Genomic DNA, 26,376 nt, shown 5'->3' on the forward strand with positions numbered 1-26,376 from the left:
TGAGCGATTTGCTGATGTTCATGATTGCAGTACCACACCGCTGTCGTCGTACCAGCTGATGTAAACCGGCTGGTCCCAGGTCGGGCGCGCGACGTGGCGCTCGGCGTTGGCCATGAAGGCCTGGACGATGAAGCCCGAGGCCAGCTTGATGTAGTACACCGAATGACCGCCCAGGTAGGCGATGTCATGCACGGTGCCCTGGGCGACGTTGAAGCCTTCGTGTTCCAGGTTTTCCGGCTTCTGCGCACTGACCATGACCTTTTCCGGACGCAGTGCGTAGGTCATGCGCTTGTTCTCGGCACGGGTGCTGATGCCGTGGCCGATGTAGATCGGGTTTTCCAGCTGCGGGCAGGCGATGACCGCGTGGTCCTGCAGGTCCTCGACGATCTCGCCGTCGAACAGATTTACGTTGCCGATGAACTCGCAGATCAGGCGGCTGGCCGGCGTCTCGTAGATGTCCATCGGGCTGCCGATCTGCTCGATGCAGCCCAGGTGCATGATGGCGATGCGCTGGGCCATGGTCATGGCCTCTTCCTGGTCGTGGGTCACCATCACGCAGGTCACGCCCACGCGCTCGATGATCTCCACCAGTTCCAGCTGCATCTGCGAACGCAGTTTCTTGTCCAGCGCGCCCATGGGCTCGTCGAGCAGCAGCAGCTTCGGACGCTTGGCCAGGGAGCGGGCCAGGGCCACGCGCTGACGCTGGCCACCGGAGAGCTGGTGCGGCTTGCGCTTGGCGTACTGGGTCATCTGCACGAGCTTGAGCATCTCGTCGACGATCTTGTCGATCTCTGCCTTGGGCAGGCCGTCCTGCTTCAGGCCGAAGGCGATGTTCTGCGCCACGCTCATGTGGGGGAACAGGGCGTAGGACTGGAACATCATGTTGATCGGCCGCTCATAGGGCGGCAGGTCGGTAATGTCCTGGCCATCGAGGAAGATGCGACCTTCAGTGGGACGCTCGAAACCAGCCAGCATGCGAAGCAGGGTCGACTTGCCCGAACCCGAACCACCGAGCAGGGCGAAGATCTCGCCTTTCTTGATGTCCAGGGACACGCTGTCCACAGCCAGCGTTTCGTCGAACTGCTTGCTGACCCGGTCGATTTTTACCAGAACCTCTTTCGGTTTCTGGTCGCCACTCAAGGCTTTCTTGTAGGCACCGGAGGCTATTGCCATTACCACAACTCCCAAATCATAGAGGCCCGGCCCCCGCGGCCGGGCATGCTTGGTATTACTCAGGGCTGGCGCAGTTTACGTGCGTCGGAAAACCTTTCGAGAGGCTCTCCGACGCTCCGTGCCCGCGCGGACGGATTTGGGGAAATCCGTCTTACTTGCCCGACTTGATCTTGGTCCAGGAACGGGTCATGAGGCGCAGGATCTTCGGCGGCAGCTCATGCTGCACGAAGAGTTTGTCGAGAACCTCCTGGGATGGGTACACCTCAGGATTGTTGCGCACGGACTCATCCATGAATTCGCCAGCCTTGGGGTTCGGGTTGGCGTAACCGACGTAGTCGCTGACCTTGGCGATCACTTCGGGTTTGAGCAGGTAGTTGATGAACGCGTGGGCCGCCTTCGGGTTGGAGGCATCCTTCGGCACGGCGAGGATGTCGAACCAGAGGTTGGCGCCTTCCTTGGGAATGGCGTAGGCGATGTTCACGCCCTTGCCAGCTTCCTTGGCACGGTTGGCGGCCTGGAACACGTCACCGGAGAAACCGGCCGCGACGCAGATGTTGCCGTTGGCCAGGTCGGAAATGTACTTGGAGGAGTGGAAGTAGGTGACGTACGGACGCACCTTCATCAGCTTGTCCTCCACCTTCTTGTAGTCGTCCGGGTTGGTACTGTTGGGGTCCAGCCCCATGTACTTGAGCACGGCCGGCATCATCTCGTCGCCCGAATCGAGGAAGGCGACGCCGCACTGGCTGAGCTTCTTCATGTTCTCGGGCTCGAAGAGGACGGCCCACGAATCGATCTTGTCGACACCCAGCACGGCCTTGACCTTGTCGACGTTGTAGCCGATGCCGTTGGTGCCCCACAGGTACGGCACGCCGTACTCGTTGCCCGGGTCATTGGCCTCGAGCTGTTTCATCAGGTGCGGGTCGAGGTTCGACCAGTTCGGCAGCTGGCTCTTGTCGAGCTTCTGGAACGCACCGGCCTTGATCTGGCGACCGAGGAAGTGGTTGGAGGGCACGACCACGTCATAACCGGTGCGACCGGCCAGGAGCTTGCCTTCCAGGGTTTCGTTGGAGTCGAAGACGTCGTACACCGGCTTGATACCGGTTTCCTTCTCGAAGTCGGCGAGGGTGGTTTCACCGATGTAGTCCGACCAGTTGTAGATGTGGACGGTCTGCTCCGCCTGGGCAAGCGATGTCAGGCCGAGGAGGGAGACTGCAGCGATCAGGGTTCTGCGGAAGGGAATGCGCACACGTGAGTCCTCTCGTTGTTTTTTACTACTTCAGTCGGTTGCTGCCGGGGTTTCGACGGCCGGTCCGTGGGTAGCGCCGAACCCTTCATCAGCACGAGAGCGCCAGGGCTTGCGCAGCCATTCCACCGATGGAAGCTGTTTGTTGCTGCCGGTTGCGGCGAGGGAGGGAACTCCCCCGCCGCAGTTCCGGACCATCCGCTGCCGCACCAGGCGGCAGCGACTACCCGATTACTTGCCGGACTTGATGGTGGTCCAGCTGCGGGTCATCAGACGCTGGGTCTTCGCCGGCAGGTCCGGGAAGGCGTACAGCTTCTTCATGGTTTCCGGAGTCGGATACACGCCCGGGTCGTTGCGGATAGCGTCGTTCACCATCGGGGTAGCCGCGGCGTTGCCGTTCGGGAACTGCACGACGTTGGTGATCTCGGACATGACGGCCGGCTCAAGCAGGAAGTTGATCCACTTCAGCGCAGCTTCCTGGTTCTCGGCATCCTTCGGAATGGCGACGGTGTCGAAGAACGCGCCGGCACCTTCCTTCGGAATGTTGTACTTCACAGTGACCTTGTTCTTGGCTTCTTCAGCGCGGGACTTGGCCTGGTACACGTCACCCGAGTAACCGATAGCCACGCAGATGTTGCCGTTGGCGATATCGGAAATGTACTTGGAGGAGTGGAAGTAGGAGATGTACGGACGAATCTTCAGGAACAGCGCTTCGGCTTCCTTCAGCTCTTTCGGGTCCTGGCTATCCGGCTTGTAACCCAGGTAGTGCAGGGCCGCCGGGAGCATTTCGGTCGGCGAGTCGAGGAAGCTCACGCCGCAGGCCTTCAGCTTCTGGATGTTTTCCGGCTTGAACACCAGATCCCAGGAGTCCACCGGGGCGTTGTCGCCCAGCGCGGCCTTGACCTTGTCCGGGTTGTAACCAATGCCGATGGTGCCCCACATGTAGGGGATCGCGTACTGGTTGCCCGGGTCGCTGATCTCCAGGGTCTTCATGATGTCCGGGTTCAGGTTCTTCCAGTTCGGCAGCTTGGACTTGTCCAGCGGCTGATACACGCCAGCCTTGATCTGCTTGGCGAGGAAGGAGTTGGACGGCACCACGATGTCGTAACCCGACTTGCCGGCCAGCAGCTTGGCTTCCAGCACTTCGTTGCTGTCGTAGACGTCGTAGACGACCTTGATTCCGGTTTCCTTGGTGAACTTGTCGACCGTGTCCGGCGCGATGTAGTCCGACCAGTTGTAGACGTGCAGCACCTTGTCATCTGCCTGCGCCATACCAGCCACAGCGCCCGCCAGCGTTACAGCGAGCAGGGATTTGCCGAAGGTCTTGAACATGCGGGTAGCTCCAGTTGTTTTTCTTGATGTTCCGGGTGGCGTGGACATCTCCTTCCGTCACCACCCGGTGAGCCTGGCCAACGCACAGGCGCAGTCTGTCAAAGGTCCGGTGAAAGACTCAAGACAGAACGGCTGCGGCGGTTTGATCGAGGCACTTGCGCGCCAGGGTGATCAGGTCATCGATCTGCGATTTCTCGATCACCAGCGGCGGCGAGATAATCATAGTGTCTCCCACCGCGCGCATGATCAGACCGTTGCGGAAGCAGTGCTCGCGGCACAGCATCCCGACACCCTTGCCTTCGAAGCGCTCGCGGGTCTTCTTGTTCTTCACCAGCTCCAGTGCTGCCACCAGGCCTACCCCACGGGCTTCGCCTACCAGGGGATGGTCGGCCAGCTCTTGCCAGCGCTGTTGCAAATACGGTGCCGTTTCGTTCTTCACGCGCTCTACGATCTTCTCTTCCCGCAGGATGCGGATGTTCTCCAGCGCCACCGCAGCGGCAACCGGGTGACCAGAGTAAGTGAAGCCGTGGTAGAACTCCCCACCCTCATTCAGGGTATGGACGATCTCGTCGCGAACGATCACGCCGCCCATGGGGATGTAGCCGCTGGTCAGGCCCTTGGCGATCGGCATCAGGTCCGGGGCGTTGCCGAAGTACTGGCTGCCGAACCATTCACCGGTACGGCCGAAGCCGCAGATCACTTCGTCGGCGATGAACAGGATGTCGTACTTGGCGAGGATCTCGCGGATCTTCGGCCAGTAGGTTTTCGGCGGAATGATCACGCCGCCCGCGCCCTGCAGGGGCTCGGCGATGAAGGCGGCGACCTTGTCTTCGCCGACTTCGAGAATCTTCTTCTCCAGCTGCTCGGCCGCCCAGACGCCGAACTCTTCCGGGTCCATGTCGCCGCCTTCGCCGAACCAGTAGGGCTGGGCAATGTGCTCGATGCCGGGGATTGGCAGGTCGCCCTGCTCGTGCAGCGCCTTCATGCCGCCCAGGCTGACGCCGGCGACGGTGGAGCCGTGGTAGCCGTTCCAGCGACCGATGACCACTTTCTTCTGCGGCTGGCCCTTGATGCTCCAGTAGTGGCGAACCATGCGCAGCACGGTGTCGTTGGACTCGGAGCCGGAGCCGGTGAAGAACACGTGGTTCATGCCTTCGGGGGCAATGTCGGCGATGGCCTTGGACAGCTCCAGCACCGGCGGGTGGGCGGTCTGGAAGAACAGGTTGTAGTAGGGCAGTTCCTGCATCTGCTTGTAGGCGACTTCAGCAAGTTCCTTGCGACCGTAGCCGACGTTCACGCACCACAGGCCAGCCATGCCATCGAGGATCTTGTTGCCCTCGCTGTCCCACAGGTACACGCCTTCGGCCTTGGTGATGATGCGCGCACCCTTCTCGTTCAGCTGCTTGTAGTCGGTGAACGGAGCCAGGTGGTGATCGCGGCTGAGCGCCTGCCAGTGTTGGGTGTTGGCGCTGGTCTGGTTAGTCATCTTGATAAAACCTCTTCTCTAAGAAACACGGGGCCCGGCCACGCGCCGGACCCCACGCCGATCAGACAGAAAGCAGGAGGAACTCGCGCTCCCAGGAACTGATTACTCGCTTGAAGTTCTCGTGCTCGGCGCGCTTCACCGCGACGTAGCCTCGAATGAACTTGTCACCCAGGTATTTCTCCAGGGTCTTGCTGCTTTCCATGCACTCCAGTGCGGCCTCGATGGTCAGCGGCAGGCGCAGGTTACGCCGTTCATAGCCGCGGCCCTTGACCTGTGCACTGGGTTTGAGGCCTTCGACCATGCCGATGTAGCCACACAGCAGGCTGGCGGCCAGAGCCAGGTAGGGGTTGGCGTCGGCGCCAGCCAGGCGGTTTTCCACGCGGCGGTTGTCCGGGGTGGAGTCCGGTACGCGCAGGCCCACGGTGCGGTTCTCTTCGCCCCATTCCACGTTCACCGGCGCCGAGGTGTCGGGCAGGAAGCGACGGAACGAGTTGACGTTCGGCGCGAACAGCGGCAGCGCCTCGGGAATCAGCTTCTGCAGGCCACCGATGTGGTGCAGAAACAGCTCGCTCATGCTGCCGTCGGCGTTGGAGAAGATGTTCTTGCCGGTCTTGATGTCGACGATGCTCTGGTGCAGGTGCATGGCACTGCCCGGCTCGCCGGTCATCGGCTTGGCCATGAAGGTGGCGGCGACGTTGTGCTTGAGGGCGGCCTCACGCATGGTGCGCTTGAACACCACGATCTGGTCGGCCAGGTCCAGGGCATCGCCGTGACGGAAGTTGATCTCCATCTGCGCGGTGCCTTCTTCATGGATCAGGGTGTCCAGATCCAGGCCCTGCAGTTCGCACCAGTCGTACATGTCTTCGAACAGCGGGTCGAATTCGTTCGCCGCGTCGATGGAGAAGGACTGGCGACCAGTCTCCTGGCGGCCGGAACGGCCGATCGGAGCCTGCAGCGGGTAGTCGGGGTCGTCGCTGCGCTTGGTCAGGTAGAACTCCATCTCCGGCGCCACGATCGGCTTCCAGCCCTTGTCGGCGTAGAGCTGGAGGACGCGCTTGAGGACGTTGCGCGGCGACAGCTCGATGGGGTTGCCCAGCTTGTCGTAGGTATCGTGGATGACCATCGCGGTCGGCTCGATGGCCCAGGGGACGAGGAACACGGCATTCTCGTCCGGGCGGCAGACCATATCGATGTCGGCCGGGTCCAGCAGGTCGTAATAGATGTCATCCTCGACGTAGTCGCCGGTCACGGTCTGCAGGAGAACGCTCTCCGGCAGGCGCATGCCTTTCTCGTTGAGGAACTTCGCAGTCGGCGCGATCTTGCCCCGGGCAATCCCGGTCAGGTCGGCGATCATGCATTCCACTTCAGTGATCTTGCGTTCCTTCAACCAGCCACTGAGCTGGTCTAACTTGCTAGTCATAAAGACCTCAGGGTTTGAGAGCCCGGCCCCAACGCCGGACTCAGCGGTTCCCCGCCCTCTTGCTGCAGGCTTTGCCGAATGCCTGGAAGATAGCGAGATAGTTGGGGTTCGTTTCGACCTGCCATTCCGGGTGCCACTGCACCCCGACGGCGAAGGCCGCACCTTCGACGGAGAAGGCTTCAACCAACCCGTCAGGCGCCAGAGCTTCTACACGAAGGCCGGGCGCCAGACGATCAACGCCCTGGCCGTGAATGGAGTTGACCTGGAACTGCGAGGGTAGCCCGATACCGGCGAAAACGCCGCCCGGCTGCACATCGACGACGTGCCGCAGACCATACTGGATTTCGATCGGCTCACCGGCGGGTTCGCGGTGGTCCATGAAGCCTTCGACCTCGTGCACCTTCTGGTGCAGCGAGCCGCCGAAGGCGACGTTCATTTCCTGGAAGCCGCGGCAGATGCCCAGCACCGGAATCCCGGCCGCGACGGCGCGGCGGATCAGCGGCAGCGTCGTGCTGTCGCGCTCGGGATCATGAGGGGTGCCTGCTACGCTCGCGGAGCCACTATAATGATGGGGTTCGACGTTCGACGCCGAGCCTGTGAAGAGCAGGCCGTCGAACGCGGCCAACATGTCTTCCTGGTCGATGGCATCGCCCAGGGAGGGAATGATCAAAGGAATGCCCGAGGCCCCGGAGATCAGCGCTCTGAGGTATTTGTCGCCAGCAACATGGTAGGGTTTGGAACCGATCTGCTTGATGCAGGCGGACACGCCGATTAACGGCAGGCGAGACATGGGACACCCGTGTTTGTAAGTGTTATGGGCTTGAGGCCGAGCTTAGCCTTGTTCATTTTTTTACACAATAGCCATGTAAAAAATCAAACACGCCCCACTGAACAGCCCGCCAGCAAAGGCTCTCCGCGAATCAAAAGCGGCTCGAAACGCCCCAAAAACGGCCCATCACGACAGGTGCGCCCCACTTTGGTGCGACATTGACAACCCTTGCCAATTCGGATTGACTCACACCTCAGCTTTCGAATGATTGAAATTTTTAACAATAAAGGTGTTACATCATGTCGGTACCCCAGAGTGCCGTTTCGCTCGAAGAAGCGAGTGAGTTCCTGAAGGAACACCCCGAGGTCCAGTTCGTCGACCTCCTTATTGCAGACATGAATGGTGTGGTCCGCGGCAAGCGCATCGAACGCACCAACCTGCCCAAAGTCTATGAGAAGGGCATCAACCTCCCCGCCTCTCTCTTCGCTCTCGACATCACCGGCTCCACCGTAGAAAGCACCGGCCTCGGCCTGGACATTGGCGACGCGGATCGCGTCTGTTTCCCAATCCCCAACACCCTCTCCATGGAACCCTGGCAGAAGCGCCCGACCGCGCAACTGCTGATGACCATGCACGAGATGGAAGAGCGCACGCCGTTCTTCGCCGACCCGCGGGAAGTGCTGCGCCAGGTCGTGCAGAAGTTCACCGACATCGGCCTGACCATCGTCGCGGCCTTCGAGCTGGAGTTCTACCTGATCGACCAGGAGAACGTGAACGGCCGTCCGCAGCCGCCGCGTTCGCCGATCTCCGGCAAGCGCCCGCAATCGGTCCAGGTCTACTCCATCGACGACCTCGACGAGTACGCCGACTGCCTGCAGGACATCATCGACGGCGCCCGCGCCCAGGGCATCCCGGCCGACGCCATCGTCAAGGAAAGCGCCCCGGCGCAGTTCGAAGTCAACATGCACCACGTTGACGACGCCCTGAAGGCCTGCGACTACGCCGTCCTGCTCAAGCGCCTGATCAAGAACGTCGCCTACGACCACGAGATGGACTCGACCTTCATGGCCAAGCCCTATCCGGGTCAGGCAGGCAACGGTCTGCACGTCCACGTCTCGCTGCTCGACAAGGACGGCAAGAACATCTTCACCAGCGAGGATCCCGAGCAGAACGCCGCGTTGCGCCACGCGATCGGCGGTGTGCTCGAGACCCTGCCGGCGTCGATGGCGTTCCTCTGCCCGAACGTCAACTCGTACCGCCGTTTCGGTTCGGCCTTCTTCGTGCCGAACGCACCGAGCTGGGGCCTGGACAACCGTACCGTCGCCCTGCGCGTTCCTACTGGAACGGCAGAAGCGGTACGCCTGGAACACCGCGTCGCCGGTGCCGATGCCAACCCGTACCTGCTGCTCTCGGCGGTTCTGGCCGGCGTCCACCACGGCCTGACCAACAAGGTCGAGCCGGGCGCGCCGATCGAAGGCAATGCCTACGAGCAGCTCGAGCAAAGCCTGCCGAACAACTTGCGCGATGCCCTGCGCGAGCTGGACGACAGCGATGTGATGAACAAGTACATCAGCCCCGAGTACATCGACATCTTCGTCGCGTGCAAGGAGCATGAGATGCAGGAGTTCGAGTATTCGATCTCCGATCTCGAGTACAACTGGTACTTGCACACCGTATAAGTGGTAAACGAAACGCCGGCCCTCGTGCCGGCGTTTCCTTGTGCCTCTGGCACACCCGGGGAACTGCGACATCGCAACGGCGAGGAGGGGCGCCAGGGCGAGTCACATCCGTCGTTCCTTCCTGCTCGCGATGTCTCCATCCGCCCGCTGCGGCGCCCATCGCGTCTGACGTGTCTTTGTTGTTGCGCTTTCGAGCGGCTTATGCCGCATCCGCTGATTACGTGGTTCATTCAGGGAGATCGCCAATGCCACGCCTGTACGCCTTGATTCTGATGCTGTTGTGCCCGCTGTCCGCCTGGGCCGACCAGGTCATCCGCGTCTACAACTGGAACGACTACATCGCTCCCGAGGTGCTCAAGGACTTCGAGAAAGACACGGGGATCCGCGTCGAGTACACGACCTACAGCACCGCCGAAGAGGTCAAGAAGGCCCTGGAAAGCGGCGAGAAATTCGACGTCGCGGTGCCCTCGCACAACGACCTGCCGGCGCTGATCCGCGACAAGCGCATCCAGGCGCTGGACTTCAGCAAGCTGCCCAACCGCAGCCACCTCGACACCCAGCTGTTGAGCAAGCTGGCCGCCGTCGACCCCAACAACCAGCACGCCGTCCCCTATCTGTGGGGCGCCGTGGGCCTGGCGATCAACGAGCCCGAGGCGGAGAAGGCCTACGGCGGCAAGCTGCCCGACAGCTGGAGCATCCTCTTCGACCCGCAGCAGAGCCAGCGCCTGAAGGCCTGCGGCATGAGCCTGCTGGACGCCCCGGACGAAGCCTTCTCGGTGCTGATGAACTACCAGGGCCGCAACTTCGCCCGCAGCGCGCCGTCGCAGATCCGCCGCGCCGGCGAAGTGCTCGCCGAGCTGCGCCCGAACCTGCGCTACATCGACAGCGAGCGCTACATCCAGGACCTCAACGCCGGCAAGCTGTGCGTCGCCATGGCCTGGGTCGGTGACGCACTGGGTGCGGCCAACGCCGGCCAGCCGGTGCGCTTCGTGGTGCCGCAGGAAGGCTCGGTGCTGTTCATCGACAACCTGGTGATCCCCACGGCTGCCGAGCACCCGGACCTGGCCCTCAAGTTCATCGACTACATGATGCAACCCAAGGTCGCCGCACAGGTCACCGCCGCTACCCTCTACCCCAACGGCAACAAGGATTCTGCACAGTTCCTCGATGCCGCCCTGCGCGACCAGCCAGGCCTCTACCCGGACCAGGAGACCAAGCGCCGCCTGTTTGCCCTGGAAACCGCGCCGGAGAAGACCGCCCCGGTGATCACCGAAGTCTGGGACAAGCTGCGCGCTGGCGGCAGCTGACTTGCCGAGGACCCCGGAGCTGGCGTCCAATAGCCGCCCAGCTCCGGAGGTCAGCATGCCCACTCCCACCCGCAAGCCCCGCGCCAGCAGCCAGGCACGCATCGGCGTGATCCTCGCAGCCGCCCGCGCCCTGCTGGCCGAGAGTGGCGCAGCGGGCCTGTCGATCTACGCGGTGGCCGAACGTGCGGATATCCCGCCCTCCTCCGTCTATCACTTTTTCCCCAGCGTGCCGGCCCTCCTGCAGGGCTTGACCAGCGACGTCCATGCCGCCTTCCGCGCCTGCCTCGAGCAGCCCGTCGACCACGCAGCCCTGCGTGACTGGCGTGATCTCGCGCGCCTGGTAGAGCAGCGCACCCTGGCCGTGTACGCCGAAGACGCCGCTGCTCGTCAGCTGATCCTCGCCAGCCACGGCCTCGCCGAAGTCACCCAGGCCGACAGCCAGCACGACGTGCAACTCGGCCAGGCCATGCGCGAACTCTTCGAGCGCCATTTCGAGCTGCCACCACTGCCGCAGGACATCGAGGTGTTCAGCCTGGCCATCGAACTGGGCGACCGTGTCTACGCGCTCTCTGTGCAGCGCCACGGGCAGATCACCGAGCGCCTGGCCGAAGAAGGCATGCGGGTGATCGACGCCTACCTGTCGCTGTACCTGCCGCCCTGCCTGCCAAAACGGCTGTCGCCCCTGAAATAATCGATTTTTATCCGATAAATATCCGGATAGACGGGCGAAATATTTCAGAACCACCCTTCATAAACCGATTTTTATCGGATATAAATTCTCCCACACGGAAATACGTCGCCGCGGTTCCCTGGCAGGCGACCTATACTGGCCGCTCGCAGCACTCGACGGCGACGCCTTCTCGAATGACACAACCCGATCCGTAGGATGGGTGGAGCGCAGCGATACCCATCGCTGGCTATCGGCTCGCCCTTCCACGAAGCAAACACCAAGGACCGCCCCATGACCACGCTGACCAGCACTCCCCGCGCCGATGGCTTCCGCATGCCGGCGGAATGGGAACCCCACACGCAAACCTGGATGGTCTGGCCCGAACGCCCGGACAACTGGCGCCTGGGCGGCAAGCCGGCGCAGGCAGCCTTCAGCGCCGTGGCGCGCGCCATCGCCCGCTTCGAACCGGTGACCGTCGGTGTATCCGCTGGCCAGTACGAAAACGCCCGTGCCCAACTGGCCGACGCGGCCAACATCCGCGTGGTGGAAATCAGTAACGACGACGCCTGGGTGCGCGACACCGGCCCGACCTTCGTCACCAACGACAGCGGTGAAGTGCGCGGCGTGGACTGGACCTTCAACGCCTGGGGTGGCCTGGAAGGCGGCCTGTACTTCCCCTGGCACCGCGACGATCAGGTGGCGAGCAAGATCCTCGGCATCGAGCGTTGCGACGGCTACCGCACCGAAGGCTTCGTGCTGGAAGGCGGCTCGATCCACGTGGACGGCGAAGGCACGCTGATCACCACCGAAGAATGCCTGCTCAACCACAACCGCAACCCGCACATGAGCCGCGAAGAGATCGAAGCGGTGCTGCGCGAGCACCTGGCCATCGACACCGTGATCTGGCTGCCGGACGGCCTGTTCAACGACGAGACCGACGGCCACGTCGACAACTTCTGCTGCTACGTACGCCCGGGTGAAGTGCTGCTGGCCTGGACCGACGATGAGAACGACCCGAACTACGAGCGCTGCCAGGCCGCCATGCGCGTGCTGGAAACCGCCCGCGACGCCAAGGGCCGCCAGCTCACCGTGCACAAGATCGTCATCCCCGGCCCGATCCACGCGAGCGAAGCCGAGTGCGAAGGCATCGACCTGGTGATCGGCACCCAGCCGCGCGATCCGTCGATCCGCCTGGCCGGCTCCTACGTCAACTTCCTCATCGTCAACGGCGGCATCATCGCCCCGCGCTTCGACGACCCGGCGGACGCCGAAGCCGAAGCTACCCTCAAGCGCATCTTCCCCGAGCATGAGATCGTCATGGTGCCCGGCCGCGAAATCCTCCTGGGCGGCGGCAACATCCACTGCATCACCCAGCAGCAGCCAGCGCCGCAGAAACGCTGATTCGCTGATTCGCTGATTCGCTGATTCGCTGATTCGCTGATTCGCTGATTCGCTGATTCGCTGAGCAATGAAAAGGCCGTCGCCCCTAATGGAGCGACGGCCTTTGTCATTGGCGAAGGAGTGCCTCTGTAGGAGCGAGCTTGCTCGCGAACGACTTCGCGACGGGACTGGTTCGCGAGTAAGCTCGCTCCTACGAAGAGCCGTCTTCCGCATCCATGAAAAAGCCGCCGCCTCTTGCGAGGTCGGCGGCTTTTTCGTTATCCCGCGAGAATTACAGCAGCGGGATGCTGTAGCTGACGATCAGGCGGTTTTCATCCTGGTCACGCTGGGTTGCGGTGCCGGCACCACTGACGGGCAAGCCACTGCGCAGCGAAGCATTCTTCCAGGCAAAACCCAGGCCCTTGAGGTTGCCGTCCGGAATCACGTAGGCCAGGGAGATATCACGCTCCCATTCGCTCTTGTCGCCGTAGCGGGTGTCGATATTGTCACCACGCAGGTACAGGGTCTGGAAGCTCAGGCCCGGCAGGCCAGCCTTGGCAAAGTCATAGCCATAGCGTACCTGCCAGGTGCGCTCGCCGGCATGCTGGAACTTGCCGATCTGCACATCGGTGATCAGGTAGGCGGTGGCGCCATCGCCATCGTTGATGAACGGGAAATCGCTGTCACCGCTGAGCTGCTGGTAACCGGCGCCAAAGCTGTGGCCGCTGATGGTATAGGTGAACAGGCCGCTGAAGGCGTTGTTGTCGACCTTCCCGCGGGTGACGCCGCCACCGTAGTAGCCGGTGGTGGAGTAGGCGGCATCATGGCCATTCTTGCCATCGTTGCGGCTGCGGAAGTAGCGCAGATCGGTGTTCAGTACGCCGGCGCCCAGCTCCCAGTTGTTCTGCAGGCCGAGGAAGTGCTGTTTGTAGAAGTCCTGCAGGTTGCCGTAGTAGTACTGCAAGGTAGTGTTCTCACCCACCTTGTAGTCGCCACCGCCGTAGTAGAACTTGTTGGTGTAGTGGGCGTTCCCCGACTTACCGCCAGCGTTGGCACCTGCGATGGACAGCCCCTGATCGGAGTTGCTCGAGGTACGTCCCTTCATGTGCTCGAGCTGGCCCGCCACGAAGGTCAGGTCCTGGAATTCCTTGGAGGTGACCTGCCCGCCGCTGAAGGTCTGCGGCAACAGGCGGCCGTCGTTGTAGGTCACCACCGGCAGCTTGGGCTGCAGGGTGCCGTAGCGCAGCTCGGTCTGCGAAACCTTGACCTTGGCGGTCATCCCCAGGCTGGCAAAGTCGTCCACGGCGCGGCCATGTTCATCGGAGGGGAAGGTGATGCCGCTCAGGTTGCTGCTATCCGGGTTGTAGTGCGTGCCCTTGCCGCTGTCGAGCTTCACGCCCAGCAGGCCGAGAGCATCGACACCGAAGCCGACGGTGCCGTCGGTGAAGCCGGAGGCGTAGTTGAACAGGAAGCCCTGGCCCCACTCTTCGGACTTGCTCGGCTGTGCGGAACCGTTGCGGTTATCCTGGTTGATGTAGAAGTTGCGCAGGCCGAGGCTGGCCTTGCTGTCCTCGACGAAGCCGCTGGCGGCGGCCGACTGGGCCAGACCGGCGGTGGCGATGGCCACGGCCAGACCGGAAAACTTGAGCGTGCGGTAATACATAGCAATTCCCCATGACATGTTCGTAAGCTCGTCACCGGGTTGCCGGCGCAGTGCGCCCGGCGAAATGGATGACGGCAGTCGTGGTCACGGCGGATGCAGGGATGAGTGAATGTCGACGGAAGCAAGGGAGCCCCGATGGGCGATCTGCGCCGCCTTGCAGCTCCACGGATGGCCGGGTGCGCCAGATGATCAGGGCACATCCCAGGCGGCATTCGCTTCGTCACTCAGTCACCGGAAGACGTGCTCGACGCCCTTCCCCCGGTCCGCGCGACCAGCGCCACCATATGAGAAGGCCTGCTGCCATGTGGGAAATCGGCCGGCAGTTGGCAGCCCCTTGCGCGATCTTTGACCGCGCTCACGCTTGGTTTTTTCGCGCAGCACGCGCCTTCCCGGAAATGAATGGGAAGTCTCCGAAGAGGGGGCTCAGAACACGGATTCGACCAGCGAGATTTCCCCCGGATAGCCCGGCGCCAGGCCCGCCCGGTGCCATGAAAAAAGCCGCCGCCTCTGGCGAGGTCGGCGGCTTTTTCAGCCCGCGAAGATTACAGCAGCGGAATGGTGTAGCTGACGATCAGGCGGTTTTCATCCTGGTCGCGCTGCCCGGCGGTACCGGTGCGCGAATCCGCCGGCAGGCCACTGCGCAGTGCGGCGTTCTTCCAGGTGAAGCCCAGGCCCTTGAAGGCGCCGTCCGGAATCACGTAGGCCAGGGAGATGTCACGCTCCCACTCGCTCTTGTCGCCGTAACGGGTATCGATGTTGTCGCCGTGCAGGTACAGGGTCTGGAAGGTCAGGCCCGGCAGGCCAGCCTGGGCGAAGTCGTAGCCGTAGCGGACCTGCCAGGTGCGCTCGCCTGCGCGCAGGAACTTGCCGATCTGCACGTCGGTGATCAGGTAAGCGGTAGCGCCGTCGCCGTTGTTGATGAACGGGAAGTCGCTGTCGCCGCTGAGCTGCTGGTAGCCGGCGCCGAAGCTGTGGCCGCTGACGGTATAGGTGAACAGGCCGCTCCAGGCACGGTTGTCGACCTCACCCTTGGTTACGCCGTTGCCGTAGTAGCCGTTGGTGAAGTAGGTCTTGTCGTGGCCGTTCTTGCCATCGTCGCTGCTGTGGAAGTAGCGCAGGTCGGACTTCAGTACGCCCGGGCCGATCGCCCAGTTGTGCTGCAGGCCGAGGAAATGCTGTTTGTAGAAGTCCTGCAGGTTGCCGTAGTAGTACTGCAGCGTCAGGTCCTTGGTCAGCTTGTAGTCGGCGCCGCCGTAGTAGAACTTGTTGACGAACTGGCCAGTCTGGGCGTTGTTGGCGCCGGCGATCGACAGCCCTTCGTTGTTGCTCGAGTTACGTCCCTTGGCGTGCTCCAGCTGGCCGCCGATCAGGGTCAGGTCCTTGAACTCGTTCGAGGTGACCTGGCCACCCTCGAAGGTCTGCGGCAGCAGGCGGCCATCGTTGTAGGTCACGACCGGGAGCTTGGGCAGCAGAGTGCCGTACTGCAGCAGAGTGCTGGAAACCTTCACCTTGCCCGTGGCGCCGAGGTGGGCGAAGTCGTCCACCGCGCGACCGTCACCATCGGTGGGGAACACCGTGCCGGCATAGGCGGAGCTGGACGGGTTGTAGTGCGTGCCCTTGCCACTGTCCAGGCGCACGCCCAGCAGGCCCAGGGCATCGACGCCGAAGCCGACGGTGCCTTCGGTGAAGCCGGAGGTGTAGTTGAGCAGGAAGCCCTGGCCCCACTCCTCGGACTTGTTCGGCTGGGTCCCGGTGACATCGCCGTTGCGGTTGTCGGTGTTGATGTAGAAGTTGCGCAGGGTCAGGTTGGCCTTGCTGTCTTCGATGAACCCACCAGCGACGGCGGATTGCGCGAGGCCTGCGGCAGCGATGGCGAGCGCGAGGCCCGATTGCGTGAGAGTGCGGCTTTTCATTGGAATTTCCCCATTTTATTGATCTTGGAAAGCAGGCCATTCGAGACAACGACTGGCTCCAGCGGAGCTCGACCGAACGGCAAGCAGCGACCGTGGCGTGGCAGGCACGCTCGGCATGCGGTAATTCGGCGGTGTACGGCGCTCCCCTAGACAGGGCTCAAGCGCAGGCAAGCAGGCGGGAGGGCAGCAGAAGAATGGAATGGCATGGATCGGATCTCGTGTCTTGTTGTTGTGGCAATGCGCTGGGCATGCGTCAGTGGCTAGGCAATCCCCAGGCCAACCGGCCTTACCTGCCTGACACCCAGTCATTTCCGACACTCGGAACGATCTGCAAGCAAATTCCTTCAGATAAATCAGCGGAAAACCGCCAAGAGCCCCCGTCGTCCTGGCGGATAACCGCCATCCCCTTTCGCTGTCACGGCAACGCTGGGGGCCACGATAAAAGAAGCTCTATAAATCAAAAAAGAATTAATTATTACTATGTAATTTCTTTACGGAATATATGATAGCACGCGCACTGGCCAAGGCCGCCTCCCTGAGGAGGTACCCAGTTTGTACGAATTGACTGACGGACCAGAAAGAGCGCAAGGCAATTGCCTACGTCACTGGCGACCAGGCAAAAAAAACCCGCCGGCGCTGCAACGCGGGCGGGTTCGGGGCCTGTGCTAGGGGGAGGCCCCAAAGGAGAGGGCGGAGTGGGATCCGCCTTGGAGTGGTGCGTCCCTGCACCCGATGGCGGCGATGATGGCCACCACCGGGCGCGGAGTCGATTCCAGCGATCCATCCGCTGCCGTGAGAAAATTCCCGAGCACAGCGGACGCCGCCGGAACGTGCCGTGACCGATCAGTTGCCCCCAACCGCGGCGCTGGTGCTTACGATGTTGGCCGACGGCAGCAGTTGGCTGATGAAGCGGTTCCAGCGGGTGATGTTGGCCGGCCCGATGAACACCACATCCTGCGGCTGCATGGCGAACTCCTTGGCCAGGGCATAGGCGGTCGGGCGCTTGGCCTCCAGGTGGAAGACCTGGGCCTGGAAGGTGCCTGCGGTGCTACCGGCGACCGACTGCGGGTTGCCGCGGATGACGTACACCGAGTCGCCGTCGGAGGTTTCCGGGGCCAGGCCGCCGGCATTGCCGAGCACTTCCAGCAGTGACAAGCCGGTGGTGCGGTAGGTGACCACCTGCGGACGTTCCACCTCACCGACTACGTAGACTTTCTTGCGGTCGTTGTACGGCAGGTGGATCTGGTCGCCGTTCTTCAGGTAGATGCCGCTGAGTGTCGAGCCCGAGCGGTTCAACGCATCGACATCGAGCACGTACTCGCGACCATCACGCTTGAGGACCAGGCCGGACAGGTCTGCCTCACCGGTAATCACGCCGGCCTTGCTGACCGCCTGTACCAGGGTGGTGGGCGTGTTGTTCAGTTCGACCTGCCCACCGTTCTGGAAGGCCCCGGAAAGCACCACGTGCTGGCTGGCGTAGCGCAGCACGGTGACATCCACCTGCGGGTCGACGATGCCCTTCTTCGCCAACTGGCTGGACAGGCGTTTGCGCAGTTGCGCCGGCGTCTGCCCTTCGGCGCGCACCACCCCGGCATAGGGGAAGAAGATATTGCCATCGGCGCCGACCACGCGGCCGTTGGCTTCCATCTGCTGGGTGGAGCCGGGGCTGGTCAGTTCCGGGTGGTCCCAGACGGTTACCAGCAACACGTCGCCGCCGCCGATCACGTAGTCTTCCTGCGGCGGGCGATAGTTCAGCAACTCTGCGGCGACCCCGGGTTTGGCGGCGAAGTCGGCCTCCTGGCGTTGCAGCACCTGGGGCGTGATCGGGACGAGGGTGATCTTCATCCCCTCTTTCTGTGCCTCGCGCTGGATATCGGAATCCGTCATGTGCTGACCGGGGGAGAACACGCAGCCTTGTAGCGCCAGACTGCCGACTACAAAGCTGAAAGCGAGCAGGTTTTTCATGGCAATCCTTCCTTGAAACGAGTGTGAAGACTCAGTAGGCGTTGCGGTGTACGAAACCCTTGAACAGGGTCAGCACGACGATCTTCAGGTCCCACCAGACGGACCAGTTCTCGATGTAGTCGAGATCGAACTCGATGCGTTTCTGCATCTTCTCCAGGGTGTCTGTTTCGCCACGCCAGCCGTTCACCTGGGCCCAGCCGGTGATGCCCGGCTTGACCTTGTGACGCAGCATGTAACGGCTGACCTGACGCCGGTATTGCTCGTTGTGCGCCACGGCGTGGGGGCGTGGGCCGACCACCGACATGTCGCCGAGCAAGACATTGAAGAACTGTGGCAGCTCATCCAGCGAGGTGCGCCGCAGGAAGGCGCCCAGCGGGGTGATGCGGCAATCGTTGCGCGAGGCCTGGACGACGGCGGCGCCGTCCTCCATGACCGTCATGCTGCGGAATTTCCAGACGCGGATGGGCCGGCCGTCCATGCCGTAGCGGGTCTGGCGGAACAGCACCGGACCGCGCGACGTGAGCTTTACGGCGACGGCGATCAGCAGCATGGGCACGGCGATCAGCAACAGGATCAACGAGGCCAGCAGCACGTCCTCGATGCGCTTGAGCACGGCGTTGGGGCCGTCCATGGGCGTGTCGAAGATGCTGATGGTGGCCAGCCCGTTGATGCTTTCGCTGCGCGCATGCAGCAGGTCGAACATGAACAGGTCGGGGATCAGGTACACCGACACCGTGGTGTCGGAGAGCTCGCGGATCAGCTCGTTGAGCAGCGGCTCGCGCGATAGCGGCAGCGTCAGGTAGACCTTGTCGATCTGCCCCGAACGGGCGGCTTCGATCAACGCTAGGCGGTCACCCTTCACCGGCACTCGCTCGCCGAGCTCCATCTGCTGTGGGCGGTCGTCGTAGAAGCCGATCAGGCGCAGGCCCATCCAGGGCGCGGCGAGGATGGTCTCGGCCAGTCGCGCGCCGACTTCGCCGGTGCCGTAGATGGCCACGTTGCGGCTGTTGAAGCCGTGGCGCCGAGCGACGCGCAGGAGCATGCGGATGGCCAGGCGGTAGCCGCCCATGATCAGCAGCGCCGCGGCGAACCAACCCAGCCGCCGCGGCTCTTCCAGCTCGACATGACGCAGGGAGATGTCCAGCAGCAGCACGGCGAAGAACGCCAGCGACCAGTACAGGGTGACGCTCAGCGACTCGCGCAGCAGCGACTCGCCGCGCCAGGAGCCGTAGAGCTGGTTCAGCTCGCCGAGCCAGTGGAACAGCATGACGCAGAGCAGCACCGAGACCCAGATCTGTGCGTCCAGCACACCATTGCCGGCGCTGAGCAGCACGACCCCGGTGAGCACGATCACCAGGATGTCGCTCAGGCGATGCGCCAGAGAGATCAGCGACTGGTGCGCTCGCAGAATTCCTTTTGTCTTGTTGGGCATGATGACCTCGCGATGTCCGGCATCGCTCCTTGAGCCGCTGCTTCGTTATCGCAGTCCGTTAACGGGCGCAGTGCCGGTGAGCCCGCCACGGGCTCTCCGGGTGCGATTCACTGTCGGTTGTCCAGCAGCAGTTGCTGCAGGTAACGGCCGTAGCCGGTCTTGCTCAGGCGCTCGGCCTGCAGCGCCAGGCTGGTTTCGCTGAGCCAGCCCTGCTGGAAGGCGATCTCCTCCAGGCAGGCGACCTTCAGCCCCTGGCGCTGCTCGATGGTCTGGACGAAATGACCGGCTTCCATCAGCGACTCGTGGGTGCCGGTATCCAGCCAGGCAAACCCGCGACCCAGCAGGCTCACGTGCAGTTCGCCCAGCTCCAGGTAGAGGTTGTTGATGTCAGTGATTTCCAGCTCGCCGCGCGCCGAGGGGCGTATCTGCCGGGCCATCTCCAGCACGCGGTTGTCGTAGAAGTAGAGGCCGGTGACGGCGTAGTTCGAGCGCGGCACACGGGGTTTTTCTTCGATGGAAAGCACCTGCCCCGACGCATCGAACTCGACCACGCCGAAGCGCGCCGGGTCCGCAACCTGATAGCCGAACACGGTGGCGCCGCGGGGGCGCGCGGCCGCTTCGCGGAGGGTTTCGGTGAAGCCCTGGCCGTAGAAGATGTTGTCGCCCAGCACCAGGCACACGGAGTCATCGCCGATGAACTGCGCACCGATCAGGAAGGCCTGGGCCAGGCCATCGGGCGAAGGCTGCACGGCGTACTGCAGGCGTACCCCGAACTGCTCGCCGTCGCCCAGCAGGGCACGGAAGTTCGGCAGGTCGGCGGGCGTGCAGATCAGCAGGATGTCGTCGATGCCGGCAAGCATCAGCACCGACAGTGGGTAGTAGACCATCGGCTTGTCGTAGATCGGCAGCAGTTGCTTGGACACGCCCAGGGTGATGGGGTGCAGGCGGGTGCCGGAACCGCCGGCGAGAATGATGCCCTTCATGATCTGCCTCCTTGCTTGGCAATCTGTTTGGCGTCGAAGCGCGCCGGGTAGTCCGAGCGCTCCATCAGAAAGCTGTCGATCAGGCTGGAAAGCCTCAGTGCGGAAATGTCCCAGGAGTAACGCAACACGTTCTCCTGCCCGAGCCGGCAGAGCTCGGCGCGCAGCTGGTGATCGAGCAGCACCCGGCGCAGGGCCTTGGCCATGCCCGGGGGATCGAGGGGGTCGAAGTACAGCACCGAGTTGCCCAGCACCTCGGGGATCGAGGCGCTGCTGGCAGCCACCACCGGGCAGCCGCAGGCCTGCGCCTCCAGCGGCGGAATGCCGAAGCCCTCGTACAGCGACGGGAAGGCGAAGACCGCGGCGTGGCGGTACTGCTCGATCAGTTGGTCGTCGTCCAGCCGGCCCAGCCAGCGCACCCGGTCGCCCTGCCCGCTCTGCTGCAACTGGGCATCGACGAAGCTGCGGTTGGCGGCGCCGACGATGTGCAGTTCCACGTCCAGGTCGCCGAGCAGGCGGAACGCCTCGATCAGGCGGGTGAAGTTCTTGTGCGCGGCCGGCGAAGACACCGCCAGCACGTAGGGTCGCTCACGCGTGGCCGCTTCGAGGCCGCTGCAGAACTCGGCGGACACCGCATTGGCGATCACATGGATGCCCTTGGGCGGGATGCCGTAGTGCGAGGCGATCTCCTGGCGGGAGAACTCACTGACCGTGACCTGCGCCAGCGAGCGGCGCAGCATCAGCGGGATCATCAGGCGGTACAGCGCGCGGAACTTCCAGGAGAAGCTATCCGGGTGGCGCACGTAGGTGATGTCGTGGTGCGTCACCACCTGCCTCGAGTAGGCCAGCGGCGCCGTGCTGCACAGCGAGACCAGCAGCGGCCGGCCATGGCGAGCCAGCCACAGCGGCAGATCGACCTGCTCCCAGAGGTGCCCGCCACGGCGGCCGATCTGCTCGACACGCAGCTGGTGGGCGATTTCCGGGCGGAGGATTTCGCCCGGCGGCGCGACGAAGTGCAGGTCGCTGCGCAGCCGCGCCAGCGACAGCGAAATCTGCTCGGCGAAACGCTGCACGCCACTGACCTGCTGGGTGAGGAAACGCGCGTTGATCACGATCATGAGGGTTCTCCGCGAGGGGGTCAGCGCAACGACAGTTGCGGCGCCGACGCGCTGCGCACCAGAGTGGGCGAGGCGTCGATGCGGATGCTGGCCTGGCACTCGCCACCGCCGTCGGGGCATTGCCAGGGCACCGGCCGGCCCTCGCGGCGGGCGATGCCCTCCACGGCGTCCAGACGCCAGAGGGTGTCGCTGCTGCCGGGCTTGCTGGTGATGTTCAGGGTCTGCTCGTGGCCCAGGGTCCAGGCCACCAGGACTTCCTCGCTGGCCTTGGCGAAGCGCAGCAGGTAGACGTTCGGGTCCTGGTTCGGCACGCGGCCGACGAAGCGATAGCGGCCGATGATGTCGGCGACGCTGGCCATGGCGTGGTAGGCCGGCTTGGGCTGGCCGCCGGCGGTAAGCAGGCCGAAGTTGTGTTCCATGTCCGTGCGGTCGATGCCGTCGTCCACCAGGTCGTACCACCAGGCGCCCTTGACGTCCGGCAGGCTGCGCACCAGCACGTAGGCACGGGCCAGGTAGGCGGCCTGGCGTTCACGGCTGATGCCGCAATCGCCTTCGTGGGCTGGCCAGCTGAATTCGGTGAAGTACAGCGGAACCGGTTTGCCGGCAGCGTTCTGCAGCTTCTGGTTGACACCCTGGAACCAGTCCAGCCAGGCCTCGGGCGTGGACATCTCGCCCTCGCAGTACACCGACGGGTGCAGCGAGACTCCATCGACGACGTCGAGCACGCCGCCACCGACGATGCGCTCGGCAAAGCCCTGGCGGATGCCCTTGAGGGTGACGGCCCCGGCGAGCACCTTGGCTTGCGGGTCTTCCTCGCGGATCACCTTGGCAGCCGCGCGCACCAGGGTCAGGTAGTCGTCGCTGAAGTCTTTGTCGGTGGCGTTTTCCGAGTCCCACTCGTTCCACACCTCGTAGAAGGCGACCTGGCCCTTGAAGCTGCGCACCACGTAGCGCACGTAGCGCAGATAGCCCTCGCGGGAAGCGTCGTCGCGTGGCTTGGCGTTGCCGTAGAACTGGTTCTCGTTGCCCAGGATCAGCAGCGTGCTGATCCCCAGGTTGCGCGTACTGCGCAGCTGTGCGCGCCACGCGGCATCGATGGACAGCTTGCCGCGCTCGCGCTCGACGCTGGACCAGTAGGCGTCGTCGCGGAACGAGGTGATGCCGGCCTCGCGGCCGAGACGGTTGATGCCGTCGCGGTTGCCGGCGCGGATGTTCTGGTGGGTGCTGGCGCCGACGATGAATTCCGGCGCGCCGAGGTTCTCCGGCGCTGTTTCCCTGGCCATGCTGGTCGGCGATTGCAGCAGGCCGCCGAGCAGCAGCGCGCAGGCCAGCAGGCTGAGCATGCCGCCCTGCAGACGCAGGGTACGCGGTGCCGGTTGTGGTGCGGCTTCGCCTGGCAGGCGCAGAGCGCGGCCGATGGCCAGGCCGAGGAACAGGCTGGGAATTGGCGATTCGAGCACGTCGCTGGTCCAGCCGATGAGCAGGATGCAGTAGGCGATGCCGAGCAGTGCGCGCGCTTCGCGGCCGGGCTGGCGCTGCAGGCGCATCAGCATCGGCACCGCCAGCAGGTAGAGGGCGACACCGGCCACCCCGAACAGGCACCAGAGGTAGAGCAGCGAGTTGTCCGCCACCGCCAGTTGCTCGACACCGAAGATCGGAAAGGCCGCATAGGCGCTGCCGGTCATGCCCAACCCGGCGCCGGTGTAGATCCAGCCGTTGTAGTCCATCACCTTGATCAGGTTCGGCCAGGTGTTGACCAGGCGATCCACCATCGAGCCCATCAGGTTATCGCCGGTGGCGCTGGCCAGGTACGGGTCGACCTGCGCATACAGGCCGTACAGCGGCAGCAGCAGCGCGCCCAGCACTACCAGCAGCGAGGCGAACAGGAACAGCAGGCGCTGGCGGGCAATGCTCATCACCATGAGGGCGAGGAAGAAGGCGCCGGCGGAGGACTTGTTGGTGGTGAGCACGATGCCCACCAGCGCCACCGCGTAGAGCAGACCGCGCGCCAGCAGGGGCAGGCGGAACGACCCCAGGTAGAGGCTGAACACCGCCAGCATCATCGCCAGGCTGGAGGACATCCGCGAGAAGCCGGCGATGCGATCCAGGCCGTAGGCGCTCCAGGAGCGGTTGGCGCTGACCTCGACGCCGCCCATGGAGTAGGTGTAGCCCTTCCACGGCACATTGATCAGCAGGTCCAGCGCGATACCGATGAGGGAGGCGACCAGGCAGAAGGCGATGATCCAGCCCACCGCCTTGCGGTGCATTTCCAGGTAGGGGCCGCAGAGCAGGCCGAACAGCAGCGGGGCGTAGATGAACACGGCGAAGAAGCCGCTCTTGAACTCGGCGCCATGCAGCCGCCCGAGCAGCAACGAAGCCGCGGCGAGGATCAGCAACAGCCACAGCCCGCGCTGCTGCGGGCGAGTGATCAGCTCCCAGGCCACCGCGATGATGCAGGCCACCTTGGGCAGATAGACGATCGCCGACAGCCCGGCCTGGTCGGTGTAGAAGCGCAGCGCGCCGTTGAAGGTCTCCACCAGCAGCAACGCCACCAGCACCCCGAGCGCCAGTAACGAGCGGTCGAAGGTCACGCGACGGTCGAGCTCAAAGCGTGGATACGGGGATTGCAGTTCCATGCTGGACTCCGCGGGTAAGCAGGGTGTGGCGAAGGATGGCTTCGTACTCGTCGAGCATCCGCTCCACGCTGAGCATTGGCGCCACGTACTCACGGGCGCGCGCGGCCAGGCGCTGGCGCAGTGCCGGGTCGCGAACCAGGCGCCCGATGGCCTCGCCCAGCGAGTCGGGGCGCGCCGGCGAGCAGAGCAGGCCGTTGATTTCGTCCTGGACGATTTCCACCAGGCCGCCCATGCGCGAAGCGATCACCGGCAGGTGGTGGGCGCAGGCTTCCAGCGCCACCAGGCCGAAGGACTCCGGCGACAGGCTGGGCACCACGGCAACATCGATCTCGCTGAAGAACTCGGCCGCCTTGCGGTAGCCGACGAAATGCACGCGCTGCGGGTCGGCGGCGGACTTCAGCTGGTTCAGGTAGGCGCCGTCACCGCGCCCGGCGATCAGCAGCGAGGCGTCCTCGCCGCGCGCCTGGAACTGCTCGATCAGCCACTCGACACCCTTGTTCGGCGTCAGCGCACCGATGAAGCCGAAGCGCAGCGGGCGACGCCCGGCGGACGGCGGAGCGATGGCCACTTCCGCCATCGGCGAGCCGTTGTAGACCACATGAGTCTGGCTGCCGGCGAAATAGCCGGCGTCGAGCAACGCGTTGAGCTGGTAGCGACTGACGCCGATCACCGCATCGACGTCGCGCGAAGCCGCTGCGTGGCTGCGCCGCAGCAGCGCGCAGGGCGCACACTGCTGCTCGCAGTGGCGGCCCTTGTGGAAGCGCACGCCACGCGGGCAGGTGAGGTACTGGTCGTGGAGGATCTGCACGATGGGCAGGCCGGCGGCGCGGATCGCATCCCAGGCGGAGATCGACCAGCCCGAGAGATTGTGGCAGACCACCAGGTCCGGCTGGAGCTCTGCCAGCACCTTCGCCAGCACCTTGCGCATGCCGTGGTTGTAGCGATCCCGCGCATGCCAGGCGAGCCGCTTCAGCGCGCCGTAACCCTGCTCGTCGAACGGCCAGTAAAGGTTGCGCAGGCCGGCGCGCAGCACCGCCACCTGGTTCAGCGTTTCGCGCCGCAGCCCCGCCTCAGGGCCGGTGCAGAGCACCTGTACCTCATGACCACGGGCATGCAGGCCCTCGGCCATGTGCTGCAACATGACCTCTGCCCCGCCACCGATATGCGGGGCGTAGAGGGTGTTGAGCAGCAGCACTCTCATAGCGGGTAGGCCCGGTTCATGCCGAGCGCGCCGGCCTCGCCATCGCGGATCGCCTGCAGCAGCAAGGCCAGGCGGCTCTCGCGCTGGTGGCGGCGGGCGAAGAAGTGCAGCAGGCGAATGAACACCCAGCGGTTGAAGCGGTACATCAGCGGCGAGGTCACCCACAGGTTCTTGTCGAACCAGGCCTGGTTACGCGCGGCGTAGTAGGCGCGCAGGTCAGAGCTGCCGAGCAGGTAGGTCTCGTAGATGTTGGAGGTGCGCGCCTTGATGTTCCAGGAGTTCTCCAGGTCGTCCAGGCCCGCCTCGGGCACCAGGTAGAGGTGACCACCCAGGTTGCCGATGCGGAAGGTGTATTCGGTGTCGTCGGCATAGAGCACCAGGTCGCGGCGCGGCAGGCCGATGCGGCGGAACAGGTCGGCGTGGCCGAGCAGCCCGCCGTAGTAGGCGAACGGCAGCTCCAGCAGCGGCTGCGCCGGGCGCGGTGTCGGCTTGCCCCAGGGCGTGCGCCGCCAGAGCTTGTAGGGCAGCTGGCGAACGTGGAAACCGAAGTAGCTCGAGCGCGGCGGCGCGATGAAGCGGGTCGGCACGCCCGAAGCGACGTCGGCCTGGTGGGTCGGGCGGAAACCCAGCACCGCCGTGTTGTCGGTGCCATGGCGCAGCGTGCAGTCGATCAGGCGTTGCTTGAGCAGCCCGAACGAGCCCGGTGTCGGCGCGTTGTCGTCATCCATCAGCCAGATGAAATCGCAGCCGGTCTTCAGTGCGGCCTCGATGCCCACGGCATAACCGTTGGCCGAGCCGGTATTGCTATCCAGCTCGATCACCTGCACGCGGTTGGGCCAGAGCATGAACAGCTGGTCCAGCTCCGCCACCGAGGCATTGCTGACGACGATGGCGCGGGTGATGTCCTTCTCGCGGAAGGCGCGAGCCAGCAGTTCTTCCAGGTACTCCAGGCGATCGCCGTAGGTCAGCGTCACCAGCACAGTGGATCCATTCATCGCGCCACTCCTCC

Annotated in this window: 19 protein-coding genes; 4 read left to right on the forward strand and 15 right to left on the reverse strand. The window is 63.9% G+C overall.

From position 1 onward, the window contains the following. Window positions 1-18 precede the first annotated feature (18 nt). The 6 genes from L6D89_RS07155 to L6D89_RS07180 all read right to left on the reverse strand — a co-directional run bounded on the left by L6D89_RS07155 (window position 19) and on the right by L6D89_RS07180 (window position 7,444). Window positions 19-1,173, reverse strand: coding sequence for an ABC transporter ATP-binding protein (locus tag L6D89_RS07155; RefSeq protein WP_015479458.1), 1,155 nt, complete (start codon window positions 1,171-1,173; stop codon window positions 19-21). 151 nt (window positions 1,174-1,324) lie between these two features. Beyond that, window positions 1,325-2,392: a polyamine ABC transporter substrate-binding protein gene (locus L6D89_RS07160; protein ID WP_275094712.1), complete on the reverse strand. Its 1,068-nt coding sequence runs from the start codon at window positions 2,390-2,392 to the stop codon at window positions 1,325-1,327. Window positions 2,393-2,647: 255 nt separating this feature from the next. Continuing rightward, window positions 2,648-3,748 (reverse strand): polyamine ABC transporter substrate-binding protein, encoded by a 1,101-nt coding sequence (locus L6D89_RS07165; RefSeq protein WP_054908135.1) that lies wholly within the window; start codon window positions 3,746-3,748, stop codon window positions 2,648-2,650. 118 nt (window positions 3,749-3,866) lie between these two features. Beyond that, the gene (locus L6D89_RS07170; protein WP_192433254.1) at window positions 3,867-5,234 is read right to left on the reverse strand and encodes an aspartate aminotransferase family protein; all 1,368 of its coding nucleotides are present in this window, start codon (window positions 5,232-5,234) and stop codon (window positions 3,867-3,869) included. A 61-nt stretch (window positions 5,235-5,295) separates the two neighbouring features. Next, window positions 5,296-6,654, reverse strand: coding sequence for a glutamine synthetase family protein (locus L6D89_RS07175; protein WP_236174338.1), 1,359 nt, complete (start codon window positions 6,652-6,654; stop codon window positions 5,296-5,298). 40 nt (window positions 6,655-6,694) lie between these two features. After that, entirely contained in the window at window positions 6,695-7,444 is a 750-nt protein-coding gene (locus tag L6D89_RS07180) for a gamma-glutamyl-gamma-aminobutyrate hydrolase family protein (protein WP_065085315.1), read from the reverse strand. 278 nt (window positions 7,445-7,722) lie between these two features. Between L6D89_RS07180 and L6D89_RS07185 the strand changes: the two genes are divergently transcribed. The 4 genes from L6D89_RS07185 (at window position 7,723) to aguA (ending at window position 12,480) form a co-directional block, all read left to right on the forward strand. Then, complete coding sequence (locus L6D89_RS07185) at window positions 7,723-9,102, forward strand: glutamine synthetase family protein (protein ID WP_236174337.1); 1,380 nt, start codon at window positions 7,723-7,725, stop codon at window positions 9,100-9,102. A 245-nt stretch (window positions 9,103-9,347) separates the two neighbouring features. Beyond that, complete coding sequence (locus L6D89_RS07190; protein ID WP_236199220.1) at window positions 9,348-10,409, forward strand: polyamine ABC transporter substrate-binding protein; 1,062 nt, start codon at window positions 9,348-9,350, stop codon at window positions 10,407-10,409. 55 nt (window positions 10,410-10,464) lie between these two features. Beyond that, window positions 10,465-11,100, forward strand: coding sequence for a TetR/AcrR family transcriptional regulator (locus L6D89_RS07195; RefSeq protein ID WP_236199221.1), 636 nt, complete (start codon window positions 10,465-10,467; stop codon window positions 11,098-11,100). A gap of 270 nt (window positions 11,101-11,370) precedes the next feature. Continuing rightward, window positions 11,371-12,480: an agmatine deiminase gene (aguA, locus tag L6D89_RS07200; protein ID WP_236199222.1), complete on the forward strand. Its 1,110-nt coding sequence runs from the start codon at window positions 11,371-11,373 to the stop codon at window positions 12,478-12,480. Window positions 12,481-12,751: 271 nt separating this feature from the next. Here the strand turns inward: aguA and L6D89_RS07205 are convergent, their stop codons facing one another. The 9 genes from L6D89_RS07205 to L6D89_RS07245 all read right to left on the reverse strand — a co-directional run bounded on the left by L6D89_RS07205 (window position 12,752) and on the right by L6D89_RS07245 (window position 26,362). Beyond that, on the reverse strand, window positions 12,752-14,122 hold the full coding sequence (locus tag L6D89_RS07205) for an OprD family porin (RefSeq protein WP_236199288.1): 1,371 nt from the start codon (window positions 14,120-14,122) through the stop codon (window positions 12,752-12,754). A 542-nt stretch (window positions 14,123-14,664) separates the two neighbouring features. After that, window positions 14,665-16,035 (reverse strand): OprD family porin, encoded by a 1,371-nt coding sequence (locus tag L6D89_RS07210; RefSeq protein ID WP_236174332.1) that lies wholly within the window; start codon window positions 16,033-16,035, stop codon window positions 14,665-14,667. Window positions 16,036-16,878: 843 nt separating this feature from the next. Further along, window positions 16,879-18,000, reverse strand: a complete 1,122-nt coding sequence (locus L6D89_RS07215) for a polysaccharide biosynthesis/export family protein (protein ID WP_236174331.1) — start codon at window positions 17,998-18,000, stop codon at window positions 16,879-16,881. A gap of 31 nt (window positions 18,001-18,031) precedes the next feature. Further along, a complete protein-coding gene (locus L6D89_RS07220) occupies window positions 18,032-19,432 on the reverse strand; it encodes an undecaprenyl-phosphate glucose phosphotransferase (protein ID WP_236174330.1) in 1,401 nt (466 codons plus the stop codon). 107 nt (window positions 19,433-19,539) lie between these two features. Then, the gene (gene rfbA, locus L6D89_RS07225; RefSeq protein WP_236199223.1) at window positions 19,540-20,415 is read right to left on the reverse strand and encodes a glucose-1-phosphate thymidylyltransferase RfbA; all 876 of its coding nucleotides are present in this window, start codon (window positions 20,413-20,415) and stop codon (window positions 19,540-19,542) included. Next, window positions 20,412-21,530, reverse strand: coding sequence for a glycosyltransferase family 4 protein (locus L6D89_RS07230; protein WP_236174328.1), 1,119 nt, complete (start codon window positions 21,528-21,530; stop codon window positions 20,412-20,414). The genes rfbA and L6D89_RS07230 overlap by 4 nt, the downstream gene beginning before the upstream one ends. Window positions 21,531-21,550: 20 nt before the next feature. Then, on the reverse strand, window positions 21,551-24,166 hold the full coding sequence (locus L6D89_RS07235; protein WP_236174327.1) for a glycoside hydrolase family protein: 2,616 nt from the start codon (window positions 24,164-24,166) through the stop codon (window positions 21,551-21,553). Further along, window positions 24,135-25,367, reverse strand: a complete 1,233-nt coding sequence (locus L6D89_RS07240; RefSeq protein ID WP_236199224.1) for a glycosyltransferase family 4 protein — start codon at window positions 25,365-25,367, stop codon at window positions 24,135-24,137. Before L6D89_RS07240 ends, L6D89_RS07235 begins: the two co-directional genes overlap by 32 nt. Next, window positions 25,364-26,362 carry a glycosyltransferase gene (locus tag L6D89_RS07245; RefSeq protein ID WP_236174325.1) on the reverse strand — a complete coding sequence of 333 codons (999 nt, stop codon included), beginning with the start codon at window positions 26,360-26,362 and terminating at the stop codon, window positions 25,364-25,366. Before L6D89_RS07245 ends, L6D89_RS07240 begins: the two co-directional genes overlap by 4 nt. Window positions 26,363-26,376 lie beyond the last annotated feature (14 nt).

This window comes from Pseudomonas pseudonitroreducens (genome assembly GCF_021603645.1).
GTDB lineage: Bacteria > Pseudomonadota > Gammaproteobacteria > Pseudomonadales > Pseudomonadaceae > Pseudomonas > Pseudomonas pseudonitroreducens.